The sequence below is a fragment of the Peribacillus sp. NJ4 genome (assembly GCF_030348345.1).
Taxonomy (GTDB): domain Bacteria; phylum Bacillota; class Bacilli; order Bacillales; family DSM-1321; genus Peribacillus.
Window position 1 is genome coordinate 1336368 of the sequence record NZ_JAUCFQ010000001.1, and the last position, 11958, is coordinate 1348325.

The window sequence follows — 11958 nt, forward strand, 5'->3', positions numbered from 1 at the left end:
CATTCTATTCTATCTTCTCTGCCAGAGTTTCCTCCACTACATTATGATTAATATTTCTTCTTTTCGAAATAAAATAAGCGACAGATAAAAATAGTAACCAAGGAATCCCGAATTGAAGCATGATTTTGAAATCCGTAAACCATGACGTAATCATCAAACTAAATAGAAGAACGGCTCCTAGTATCGTTAAATAGGGGAAACCGATCATCCTTACCGGTAACTTGCGTCCGCCCGTTTTATCCCATTTCACCCTGAAAAACAAATGGGAAATGAAGATCATAAGCCATGTGAACATGGCACCGAACATGGAAATCCCCATCATGAAGGCATAGGAAGAACCAGGAAGTAACGCATGAACGCCTGCAGCGATAAAAATCCCCGTTGAAGAGACAGCAAGTGCTTTTGTCGGAACACCCTTTTTGTTTAACTTTCCTAAAAAGCTAGGTGCATTTTTTCCACGTGCCAATGAAAACATCATACGTGTTGAAGCATAGAGCTGAGCGTTCATTGCAGAAACGGCAGCCGTTAAAATAATAAAGTTCATGATCCCGGATGCACCTGGAATGTTCAATATTTCCATCACTTTTACGAATGGACTTACCTCGATCCCAGCCGTTTTCCACGGAACGATCATCAGCATGATCCCGATTGTCAGCACATAGAAAGTGGATAAACGGAACACGGTAGCTTTTAATGCTTTTGGAACAGCTGCATCTGGATCTTTTGCTTCCCCTGATGTAACCGCTATCAATTCAGTTCCAAGAAAGCTGAATAAAGAAATGAATACGGCTATCCACATACCCTTCAAACCAAATGGGAAAAAACCGCCTTCATTCACGAAGTTTTCCGGTCCTATATGTGGCTGTTCGGATGAACCGAATAGTACATAGGCTCCAAGAAGGATAAAACCAACAATGGCACTTATTTTAATAAAGGAGAACCAATACTCAAATGTAGCGAATGTATTCACGCTGGTAGCATTTACATAAATCAGGACACCTGCAAACAACAAAATCCATACGATTCCCGGAACGGCCGGAAACCAATAATTCATATATACGCTGACTGCACTCACTTCAACCCCAACAGCCAAAACATTGCCAATCCAATAGGAATAGCGGACAAGATAGCCTGCCATGGGAGTCATGTACTTTTCAGCAATGGCTCCAAAAGATCCGGAAGTAGGATGGGCAACCGTCATTTCGGCTAAACAGCCCATCAATAGTAAGACAATGAACGCCCCGAGAGCATAACTGAGCAAAACACTTGGCCCTGCAGCTTGAATGGCAAGCCCGCTGCCAAGGAATAGCCCCGTCCCGATGGCACAGCCCATCGCGATCATGGAAAGCTGGCTTGTTTCTAACTCACGTTTTAATCCCTTCTCTGGCTCATCTTTAATGTTCAATTGAGTATTTTTGTTCTCCATAGTTCATCCCCTTTTTATCCAAAAGACTTTATCCTGCCCTAATGGGCAGTCAGTTTTAAGCGTAGACTAATGACGGGCTGAGTCAACTAACCATTGGAGGGAAGAAGCCTCATCTGCCGAAAAAATTCACTTTATGCAACCACTTCACGTTCATTCTTGAATTTTTCATATTGTTTTTCTGACATGATTTTCTTGAGTATTTGTACCACTTCCCAAACTTCTGCGTAGGAAGTATATAGTGCAACTGGAGCAAGGCGAATGATATTGGGTGCGCGGAAATCGGGAATGACACCGTTTTCCTTCAATGCCTTACATATCCGTGCAGCTTCTTTATGCTCAAGGCTTACATGACCGCCGCGACGTATGTCTTCTCTAGGCGTTCCAATGAAAAAACCCATGTCTTCCAATTCGAATTCGACTAAATCCATTAAATATTGATTGATTTTCAGTGATTTTTCGCGAATATTCTCAATTCCCGCTTCTATAAAAATGTCTAATGACCCAATCAAAGGTGCACAACTTAACACATGCGGCGTTCCAATTTGATATGCGCCTGCTGATTCAGCTGGTGTTAAGGTATGTTCCATATCGAATTGTTTTTCTTTTTTGGAGCCGAACCATCCAGCCAATCCAGGCATCGTTCCAAAATGTTTTCGATTTACATATAAACCGCCAACACCGCCAGGACCGCCATTCAAATGTTTATAATTGCACCAATACGCAAAATCCACACCCCATTCGCTGAATGAATGCGGGATCGCACCAATAGAATGACATCCGTCAAAACCGATTACTATTCCTCTATTATGAGCTTCCTCAGTTAATCGTTTCATATCCAATATTTGACCGCTGCGATAGAGGACTGTAGGCAAGATGATCAAAGCGATGTCATCAGTCATTGCTTCGATGATGTCATCCTCTTCAAGAAACCTTCCATCACGGCTTTTCACGCGGATAAGATCGATTTCCGGATCGTATCCATGTGTACGCAGCTGACTTTGAAGAGCATAAATATCAGTCGGAAAGGTTAGTTCATCTGCTAAAATTTTTGTACGCATGCCTTCTGGCTTATAAAAAGTAGCTACAAGTTGATGCAGATTTACAGTTGTGGAGCCGGTTACAATAACCTCCTCGGGAGAAGCTCCGACCAATTGGGCCATCTTCGCACCCAATTTCTCTGCCATGAAAAACCATGGGTGATTCCCTTGTGTCCATCCATCAATCCCATGTTCCTTCCAATCTTCCAAAGATTCCAAAAGAGTGCGTTCAGCTCTTTTCGAAAGAAGCCCCAATGAGTTTCCATCCATATAGATCGAATCCGGCTTTAAATAAAACTCTTCTCGAAAACCTTTAAGTGTATCTATCTCATCCAATTGTTTTGCATAATCCAACGTGAATTCTGAAACCATAATCATCCTCCTATATTAGTTTATCTAATATTCTAGGAGAATCGTACCAAAGAATATGACATGATGTCAATAAGTTAATTCAGAAAATTATAAAGATTAAACTATTCATAAAAAACATTTTCCAACAAATGTTTTTTATTTTGAGTAAAATCCATTATGCTAGAAGATAAGGGGAGGAATAGGCATGGATAATGGTAAAGTAGGGGATAAACGACATTTGCGCTCAATCATGACACGTCAAAAGTTATTGGAAGCTGCAAAGGAAGTATTTCTTGAAGAAGGTTTTCAAGCTGCGGTTATCTCCCAAATGATCAAAAGGGCAAACATCGGATACGGAACTGCCTATGTTCATTTTAAAGGAAAAGAGGATCTTTTAATTGTACTAATGGAGAACGTAATGGAGCAATTTTACGAAATTGCCGAGACCTCTTTCTTTCCAAAATCAAAAGACGAAGCAAAACATATCATAAACAAACAAGCCAATGCATTTTTAAAAATGGCAGAGGCTGAACGCTATATGATGCAAGTTTTCGAACAGGCCATTGGGGTTTCAACCGTCATATCAGATAAATGGAAAGCGATCCGCATGAAGTTCATCCAGCGAATTTCAAAGGACGTCGCCTACGCACAGCAAAATGGGCTGGCAAGAGCTGAACTGAACCATGAGCTTGTGGCAAGAGGGTGGTTTTTCACGAATGAAATGTATCTTTGGGAAATTGTCCGAAACGAACATCATAGTTCTGTCGAAGAAATTGCTCAAACCATCACGTCAGTTTACGTCGAAGGTTTGTATTTGTAATGATAATAGCAGTGCAAAAATCTTCCGGTTATATACAATCGGAAGATTTTTATTTTCAGCATAAATAGCAAAAATAGCTGAATTCACGAGTAAAGTGTCCAAACTCACGAGTAAACCAGCTAAATTCACGAGTAAAGTGTCCAAACTCACGAGTAAACCAGCTAAATTCACGAGTAAAGTGTCCAAACTCACGAGTAAACCAGCTAAATTCACGAGAAAGCCGTCCAAACTCACGAGTAAACCATCAGAATTCACGAGTAGCGTCCAAATCCACGAGTAAATCAGCTAAACTCACGAGTAAACCATCCAAACTCACGAGTAAACCAGCTAAATTCACGAGTAAGCCGTCTAAACACGAGTAAAGCATCAGAATTCACGAGTAAAGTGTCCAAACTCACGAGTAAAGCAGCTAAACTCACGAGTAAGCCGTCCAAACTCACGAGTAAACCATCAGAATTCACGAGTAGCGTCCAAATCCACGAGTAAATCAGCTAAATTCACGAGTAAGCCGTCCAAACACGAGTAAAACAGCTAAATTCACGAGTAAGCCGTCCAAACTCACGAGTAAGCCAGCTAAATTCACGAGAAAGCCGTCCAAACACGAGTAAATCATCAGAATTCTACGAGTAAAGCACCCAAACTCACGAGTAAACCATCAGAATTCACGAGTAAAGTGTCCAAACTCACGAGTAAAACAGCTAAATTCACGAGTAAAGTGTCCAATCTCACGAGTAAACCAGCCAAATTCACGATCAAAACGCCCCTCATTAGCCTGGGACTTACAGCGTCTAAGCCTTAAGTCTTACTAGAAAATATAGCTAAGGCTCATTATACGAACTTGTAAAAGTAGATAAGATATAAACAAGGAAAGGAGGACGAAAACAATGAAGAAATTTGGTTTATTTATTGTAGGACTGATCGCATTATTCCTGTTACTGGCGAATGTGGGTCCATTGATCAGCCTGGCGATTTGCTTGGCGATCCTATACTTTGGATTCAAGCAGTTCATGAAGTCCGAATCGACAGGGGCAAAGGTTGCGTGGGGATCAGTCTCCATTATCGTGCTAATCGTTTCTATTTCCCATATCCCGGCAATATTGGGATTGGTGGCAGCTTATGTTCTTTACCTGGTTTATAAAAAATGGAATGAAAATGATGAAAGTGCATCATCGAATGAAAATGACCCATTCTCAAATTTTGAAAGAGAGTGGAAAGAGTTGAATAAGAACTAATAGAAGGGATGGAATTGAAATGGGTAATTTATTTTCAAGAATGAAACAAACGATTTCAGCGGATTTTCATGACTTGTTGGATAAGAAGGAGCAAAAAAATCCAATTGGGATGTTAAATCAATATTTGCGTCAATGTGAGCAGGAGACAGAAAAGGTCGGTAAGCTGCTTGAACGTCAATATCTTTTGAAAGAAGAGTTCACGCGTGAATATAATCAAGCGCAACATCTAGCTGAAAAACGTAAGCATCAGGCTGAGATTGCTAAGCAGTCGGGAGAAACCGATTTAATGGAATTTGCCATAAAGGAAAGCCAGCACTATGAGGATCGGGCGCTTAGTTTGAAGGAGGCGCATAAAAGTGCAGAGGTTCAGTTGGATGAACTGGAGCGGAAGTATGAAGAAATGAAGCATAAGCTGAAGGATATGCATCTAAAGCGGTTGGAACTGATGGGCAGGGAGAATATTGCCCGGGCAAACAACCGGATCAATCGGGTTTTGGACGGAAGCAGTTCCGACGCGAAACCGGTAGCGATGTTTGAAGAAATGGAGCATTATATCGATCGCATCGAGCACCAGGTCCATACAGATTATAATCGGCATACGATCGATGCCAGGATTGTCCAGCTTGAAAAAGAATTGGAACAGAAAGAAGCGTAAACGTACATTGAAGAATTGCTGTTATCCCCTGGCTTATTGGAATGGAGGGCGGGGGAAAACAGTCTTCAGAACGTGATAATTTCATGGTATTCTTAAAAGGCACGGGTTCCTGTGCCTTTTAAGAATATCATGATCATACAGGGGAGGCGAACCGATGTTGAACAAGATGAAGACGGACTATATGGGATGGATATTTCTCATCGGAGTCGTCCTGCTTTTTTTAGAGATTTCATTTACGGGTGGAGGTCTCCTTTTTTCCATCGCTTTTTCGATAGGATTTATCTATTTAGGCAGGAAATTCACAAAACGGTCAATCGGGAAAATCCTATTTTTTATAGGGCTGATTTCCCTTATCATCACAGTCTTGAATATGTTCGTCTTTAGATTTTTCCTTATGGCGATCCTCATTTATCTTTTGCTTTTATATTATCAGTCCAAAAAGAACCCTGATTGGATCAGTCCCATTTTAACCAATGAGGATTTGGACGAAGAACGGATCAAGAAGGAACGATTGCTGAAAACCGATTATCTATTTAAAAATAAGTTGTTCGGTCATCAACAAACGGCCGAACATGTATATGAATGGAATTCCGTTAATGTTCAGGGCGGGGTCGGTGATACGGTTATCGATTTAAGCAAAACGATTTTACCGAAAGGCGACGCTGTCATTTCCATTAGGAATATCATTGGCAATATCACTGTCCTTGTCCCATATGGCATCGAAATCAGGGTCCATCATTCTGTTGTTGCAGGCAGGGCCCGAATCTTTGAAAATAAGCCTGAATCCAGGGTCTTTAATCAAATTTATTCCTACCAAACGGAAGGGTTCAATGAAACGGATCACAAGGTTCATATCATCACTTCAATCTTAGTTGGGGATTTAGAGGTGAAGCGGGTATGAGCATAATGACACGGCAGATATTGACTGCCCTTGGTGTTTCTTTTGTTCTTTCCCTAGCTTTGCCGGCGGTGGTTTTTTTTATCTTTCCTTTATCCGACTGGAGTTTATTGTGGGAGAAAGTGGTCATGGGGTTACCCTTCGTCATATTCCTGCCAAGTCTGGTCATTACGGTAGGGCTGATCTATGGAGTCGTTTCGGGGATGTTTTGGAAGAGGCAGCTGGAAAGGGTGGATGAAGGGCTTCATTTACTTGAACAGGGCCGCTTACCTTCGCAACAGGAGACGTTTCCGGTCCAAGAAATGGCTAAAATGGTGGAACGGATGCATCTGATTCATAAGCAAATCAATGAGCAGACTAAATTATCGCAAAAAATGGCGAATGAAAAGGCCATTGATCAGGAGAAACAGATCCAGGAAATCGTTTCCCAGGAACGAAACCGTTTGGCGCGGGAACTGCATGATTCGGTGAGTCAGCAATTGTTTGCCGCTTCGATGTTCATGTCGGCCATTACCGAGTCACAATCCGATATGGAAAAAACGGAAATGAAACAATTCAAGATAGTGGAAGAGATGATTCATCAATCCCAGCTCGAGATGAGGGCTTTATTGCTTCACTTGAGACCCGTTGCATTAAAGGGAAAATCTTTACAGGAAGGAATGAAGGAACTCCTTTTGGAATTGGCCCAAAAAGTAACGATGGATATAAATTGGAAGATGGAGCCTGTCACTCTGGATAAGGGGATTGAAGACCATCTGTTTCGGATTTTACAAGAATCGATTTCCAATACACTAAGACATGCAAAAGCGGATTCGCTTGAAGTGCTATTGATCGTTCGTGATGGGCTGATCATTTTACGGATAACGGATGATGGCATCGGTTTTAACGTCGAAGAGTCGAAAACGGGATCATATGGTCTGCAAAACATGCATGAACGGGCTGTTGAATTAGGCGGAACGATGCAGCTTGTTAGCGTTCCGAATAAAGGAACGAAACTTGAAGTGAAAATCCCATTATTAAATGCTGGAGGTGATCATGATGATTAAAGTATTATTTGTCGATGACCATGAAATGGTAAGAATAGGAGTATCGGCTTATTTATCCGCACAGGCGGATATCGAAGTGATTGGGGAAGCAGACAATGGTATGAAAGCTGTCGAACTGGCAATGGATTTGCGTCCGGATATCATTTTGATGGATTTGGTCATGCCGGAAATGGACGGCATAGAAGCGACGAAACGAATTATCGAAAAATGGCCTGAAGCAAAGATCATCATTGTGACAAGCTTCCTTGATGATGAAAAAGTGTACCCGGCATTGGAAGCCGGAGCGACGAGCTATATGTTGAAGACATCTAAGGCCAGCGAGATTGCGAGAGCTGTCCGTTCCACGTTCCAGGGGCAAAGCGTACTTGAACCGGAAGTGACGGGGAAAATGATGGAAAAGTTGCGTCGTCCAAAGATTTCACAGCTTCATGATCAATTGACGAATCGCGAAATGGAAATTTTACTGCTGATGACACAAGGGAAATCGAATCAGGAAATTGCGGATGATCTATACATAGCCTTGAAAACAGCCAAAGTGCATGTTAGCAATATATTAAGCAAGCTTGCCGTGCAAGACCGCACGCAAGCAGTGATTTACGCATTTAAGCATTCGCTCGTACAAGAAGAACAGTGAGAGCGTCTATTTACCAATAGGTGAAAGTTTGTTATATTAAGGGAATTATCCCACTATATTGGAAAGTTCTTTTCACTATCAGGGGTTGCTGCGGCAGCCTTTTTTTCTTGGATAATAAATCAGCTTAAAAGCAGAAAGCGGGTGAATGATGTTAAGAGTCATCTTAGAATTATTTCGTATCGTCACCATTATTTTCGTTATTGGAATGATTTTGGGGTTCATCATTAATTCAATCTATGCGATTTTTGGTATAACCGTAGAGAATACCACGGGCGGATGGATGGTTGGTCTGGCAATTTTTCCATTACTTTATGTACTCTATAAAAATCGGCTTCAATTTTCAGGGTTCTATAAAAATGGCGGACAAGTAAAACTCTCAAAAAGGACAACTACAATTCTGCTTTGCATCTCCGTGCTAATGTTAACGGTTGCCCCCTTATTTCGCTAATGGAACCTACATTCGAATGCAAAAAGAGCATGTTTTGATCAAAACATGCTCTTTTTTATACCGTTTTTTGAATTATACAGCTTCCTCTGCAGTATCGAGCCTCTTGCCATATATCCGATAAAGAACCAAAGCAAATATCATTCCGATGAAGGAGATGGAGGAGATGAACAGGTAAAGGGTCTTGCCTCCGAAAGCCCCATATATGGCTCCGCCTATATAAGAAGCAATGATTCCCGACACCCCGAAGAATAGCAGCGCCAGTACCGTCTGGCCTGTAGCACGCCATTCCACCGGAACGATCCGATACAGATATTGGATGGCGGCCGAGTAGAAAATGGGGAACGTCAATAGCTGCATGACCTGCAAATAAGCTAATAGCTGTGGATCGGTTATCCACGCAGAGACGAAATAACGGATAAAGAAAAACGCTGCTGCAAACGAAATGATGATGATTTCCTTACCCTTGCGCAGCCACCAGAAGCTTAGGGCGAATACAACGATTTCACTTCCTGCCGCTAAGAACCAGGTCAAGCCTACAAGCTTGGCACTTCCTCCAAGTTCCCGGATATACACTCCGAGGAAAGTATCGTTCATCCTTGCTGGAACAGCACAAATAAACACCAATAACAGAAAGAGAAGTGTCTCTTTATTGCTGAAAAAGTGCTTAAGACTGCTTAAAGTGACAGGTTCCCCCGAAACGGGTGCATCAGGCATCATCCAACTGACGATGAAGCTGATCAAACCTATGCCGGCAAAAAGGAAGGCCAGGCTGTTAGCTCCGAAATATGACATAACATAGCCGGTGATCAGTGAAATGACCGCATAACCCAAAGCACCATATGTCCGGATGGAACCGTAACTGATCCCGGATTTCTCTGCAATCGTGAAGTTGAGGCTTTCCGTCAGGGGATCGATCGGCATCAGAAAGAAATATAGCAGCATGGCAAACAGGATGAGCTGAATATAACTGCTTGAGTCATAGAGAAAATAACCGATTACGCTCGAGAAAAAGATGAGTAACAACAGGACTTTTCGTATAGTCCTCGTTTTGTCGCTGATCATTCCCCATAAAGGCTGGGTGATGAGGGTGACAAAACCTCCTGTACCGATGATGAATCCGATTTGGGCTGGACGCAAACCTTGATCAGCCAGATAAACTGGGAGAAACGGAATGAAAATGGCAAGCAGTCCAAAATATAAAAAGTTAAAACTTTTTAATAATCGTAATGCTTTCATAAAAAGTATGATACCTCACGTGTTCTATAGATTGGTTGATTAACCTTGTTATTGTAACATTGATGACAGAATTTGAGAAAATAGTTTTAATATTTATGGATGGAAATAAAATGGTAGAGTTGGTTTTGAGGTGGAATTTCACTTTTTTAAAATGGATGTAGAATTAACACTTATTGTTAAATGCAAGGAGTGGTGTAAATAATGGATCAAAACACAAAAGTGGTTCAAGAGTTGCAGGAATTGAAGCAAAAAGTCGGTCATCTTGAATAACCCTCTTTCACTTTTAACTCTATTATACTTTTAAGAGACAGAATCAATAAACCGTGAAGTGAAACGGCAGTTCTCCAGAGGGCATGAATCATACTTTATTTTAAATAGTATTTTACTATTTCAAAAAGCTTTTCCATCATGTTTTCCGATGATTTGTTTCTTTGAAAATATTATCCTAAGAAAATTATTGACAAATTCAACTCGAGTCCGTATAGTATTGGATATTATTAAAAATATTCAGATTTAATTTTTGAAACGCAATGATCAGGAGTAGTAAAAGCATATTATTCGGTAAAGAGAGCTGCGGGTTGGTGCAACGCAGTCCAATGATTCTTTGAACTTGCCTGGGAGTGGTAAAGCGGAAGATTAGATGTAATCTACTCTTTTGTTTTAACGATTGACCTTCGTTACAAGGTTTTTAGAGCAGGGTTCGAAAAGAGCCAATAAGAGTGGTACCGCGGTAAGCTTAAGGCATATCGTCTCTTTCTTCATTTGATTATGAAGGAAGAGACGATATGCTTTTTTTGATTTTTGGGAGGTTAGGATATGGAAACTGAAAAACGGAATTTACAGAGGACAATGACTTCAAGGCATATTACGATGATGGCATTGGGCGGTGCCATCGGGGCAGGTTTGTTTAAAGGAAGCAGTTCAGCCATTGATATGGCAGGACCATCAGTAATCGTTGCTTATTTGATAGGAGGCATCATCCTATTATTCATCATGCAAGGTTTAGCTGAGATGGCGGTCCGCAATAGCGGTGCACGAACATTCAGGGATTTGGTCCAATCGATTTTAGGAAAGTATCCTGCCTATTTCCTGGATTGGATCTATTGGAAAATGTGGGTATTGAACATCACGGCCGAATCAGTGGTTGCGGCGATTTTCATTCAATATTGGCTGCCTGGATATCCGATCTGGATTCTGGCATTAGCTGTTTCGGTGTTAGTTACTGCGGTTAACTTGCTGTCGGTAAAGGTTTTTGCTGAAACGGAGTACTGGCTTGCATTAATTAAAATTACCGTCATCATTGTGTTCATCATGGCTGGATTATTGTTACTGCTCGTGACTTTTGGTGATCATACAGCGGTCGGTTTCTCTAACTTGACTGAGCATGGCGGTTTCTTTCCGAATGGATCGACAGGTTTAATCACGGCGATGCTGGTGGTAATCTATTCATATGGCGGTACGGAAATCATCGGGGTCACATTGGCTGAAACGAAAAATCCTGAAAAAGTTGTTCCAAAAGCCGTTCGCAGTACATTGGTCAGGATCATTTCTTTCTATATCATTCCATTTTTCATCATCGTTAGCTTGATTCCTTGGAACGAAGTAAACGGTGTACCGGAAAGTCCGTTTGTGATGGTCTTTCAAATGATAGGGATTCCAGGTGCCGACCATATTATGAACGCCGTCGTTCTACTGGCGATCATTTCATCGATGAACTCTGGATTGTATGGTTCATCCCGCGTCCTGTATACACAAGCCGTGGACGGTCGCATTCCGAAAATCTTTTCACGTTTATCCAAGAAGAAAGTTCCTGTTTACGCAATATTAATGTGTACGTCCGCTTTATACGGCGGTGTACTGATTTCCTTATTTGCAGGAAGCAAGACTTTTGATTTCCTAATGGGATCGCTGGGATATACCGTATTATTCATCTGGTTGATCATTGCATTCGCCCATTTGAAATCACGTAAACAACAGTCCGGAAAAACAAGTGGCTATGCAGTTAAATGGTTCCCGTATACGACATGGGCTGCGATCATCGCTTTAATAACGATCCTGATCGGAATCATTTTCACGACATCCATAATCGTAACGATCATTACACTTTGCATCTATATCTTCATTACCTTGACGTATGTATGGAAAAGAAGGCTTAACAAGATCTAGCAGTAAGCG

Annotated in this window: 15 protein-coding genes and 1 other annotated feature; of the genes, 8 read left to right on the forward strand and 7 right to left on the reverse strand. The window is 41.4% G+C overall.

Annotated elements, in window-relative coordinates; genetic code table 11:
• Window positions 1-4: 4 nt before the first annotated feature.
• Together QUF94_RS06705 and kynU are read right to left on the reverse strand one after the other, a co-directional pair.
• Window positions 5-1426, reverse strand: coding sequence for an amino acid permease (locus QUF94_RS06705; protein ID WP_289315167.1), 1422 nt, complete (start codon window positions 1424-1426; stop codon window positions 5-7).
• Between the two features lie 131 nt (window positions 1427-1557).
• Window positions 1558-2835: a kynureninase gene (gene kynU, locus QUF94_RS06710; RefSeq protein WP_289315168.1), complete on the reverse strand. Its 1278-nt coding sequence runs from the start codon at window positions 2833-2835 to the stop codon at window positions 1558-1560.
• 184 nt (window positions 2836-3019) lie between these two features.
• Between kynU and QUF94_RS06715 the strand changes: the two genes are divergently transcribed.
• Window positions 3020-3634 (forward strand): TetR/AcrR family transcriptional regulator, encoded by a 615-nt coding sequence (locus QUF94_RS06715; RefSeq protein WP_289315169.1) that lies wholly within the window; start codon window positions 3020-3022, stop codon window positions 3632-3634.
• Here QUF94_RS06715 and QUF94_RS06720 read toward each other — a convergent pair.
• The 4 genes from QUF94_RS06720 to QUF94_RS06735 are packed head-to-tail and all read right to left on the reverse strand — an operon-like array spanning window position 3605 to window position 4384.
• Window positions 3605-3889 (reverse strand): hypothetical protein, encoded by a 285-nt coding sequence (locus QUF94_RS06720; protein WP_289315170.1) that lies wholly within the window; start codon window positions 3887-3889, stop codon window positions 3605-3607. The two genes, QUF94_RS06715 and QUF94_RS06720, sit on opposite strands and share 30 nt — an antisense overlap.
• Window positions 3890-3915: 26 nt before the next feature.
• Window positions 3916-4095, reverse strand: a complete 180-nt coding sequence (locus tag QUF94_RS06725; RefSeq protein WP_289315171.1) for a hypothetical protein — start codon at window positions 4093-4095, stop codon at window positions 3916-3918.
• 26 nt (window positions 4096-4121) lie between these two features.
• Window positions 4122-4247 carry a hypothetical protein gene (locus tag QUF94_RS06730; protein ID WP_289315172.1) on the reverse strand — a complete coding sequence of 42 codons (126 nt, stop codon included), beginning with the start codon at window positions 4245-4247 and terminating at the stop codon, window positions 4122-4124.
• Window positions 4247-4384 (reverse strand): hypothetical protein, encoded by a 138-nt coding sequence (locus QUF94_RS06735; protein ID WP_289315173.1) that lies wholly within the window; start codon window positions 4382-4384, stop codon window positions 4247-4249. The genes QUF94_RS06730 and QUF94_RS06735 overlap by 1 nt, the downstream gene beginning before the upstream one ends.
• Before the next feature lie 134 nt (window positions 4385-4518).
• Here QUF94_RS06735 and QUF94_RS06740 point away from each other — a divergent pair, with 134 nt between their 5' ends.
• From QUF94_RS06740 to QUF94_RS06765, 6 genes are all read left to right on the forward strand, one after another.
• Window positions 4519-4866: a lmo0954 family membrane protein gene (locus tag QUF94_RS06740; RefSeq protein ID WP_289315174.1), complete on the forward strand. Its 348-nt coding sequence runs from the start codon at window positions 4519-4521 to the stop codon at window positions 4864-4866.
• Window positions 4867-4885: 19 nt separating this feature from the next.
• On the forward strand, window positions 4886-5521 hold the full coding sequence (locus tag QUF94_RS06745) for a PspA/IM30 family protein (RefSeq protein ID WP_289315175.1): 636 nt from the start codon (window positions 4886-4888) through the stop codon (window positions 5519-5521).
• A gap of 154 nt (window positions 5522-5675) precedes the next feature.
• On the forward strand, window positions 5676-6422 hold the full coding sequence (gene liaF, locus QUF94_RS06750) for a cell wall-active antibiotics response protein LiaF (RefSeq protein WP_289315176.1): 747 nt from the start codon (window positions 5676-5678) through the stop codon (window positions 6420-6422).
• The gene (locus QUF94_RS06755) at window positions 6419-7465 is read left to right on the forward strand and encodes a sensor histidine kinase (RefSeq protein WP_289315177.1); all 1047 of its coding nucleotides are present in this window, start codon (window positions 6419-6421) and stop codon (window positions 7463-7465) included. Before liaF ends, QUF94_RS06755 begins: the two co-directional genes overlap by 4 nt.
• Window positions 7458-8099 (forward strand): response regulator, encoded by a 642-nt coding sequence (locus QUF94_RS06760; RefSeq protein ID WP_289315178.1) that lies wholly within the window; start codon window positions 7458-7460, stop codon window positions 8097-8099. The genes QUF94_RS06755 and QUF94_RS06760 overlap by 8 nt, the downstream gene beginning before the upstream one ends.
• Before the next feature lie 148 nt (window positions 8100-8247).
• Window positions 8248-8547: a hypothetical protein gene (locus tag QUF94_RS06765; RefSeq protein ID WP_289315179.1), complete on the forward strand. Its 300-nt coding sequence runs from the start codon at window positions 8248-8250 to the stop codon at window positions 8545-8547.
• Window positions 8548-8619: 72 nt separating this feature from the next.
• On the opposite strand, the gene QUF94_RS06770 is transcribed toward QUF94_RS06765, so the two are convergent.
• Complete coding sequence (locus QUF94_RS06770; protein WP_289315180.1) at window positions 8620-9783, reverse strand: MFS transporter; 1164 nt, start codon at window positions 9781-9783, stop codon at window positions 8620-8622.
• A gap of 521 nt (window positions 9784-10304) precedes the next feature.
• Window positions 10305-10540, forward strand: a binding site (T-box leader).
• 59 nt (window positions 10541-10599) lie between these two features.
• On the opposite strand from QUF94_RS06770, the gene QUF94_RS06775 reads away from it, so the two are divergent.
• Complete coding sequence (locus QUF94_RS06775) at window positions 10600-11949, forward strand: amino acid permease (RefSeq protein WP_289315181.1); 1350 nt, start codon at window positions 10600-10602, stop codon at window positions 11947-11949.
• Window positions 11950-11958 lie beyond the last annotated feature (9 nt).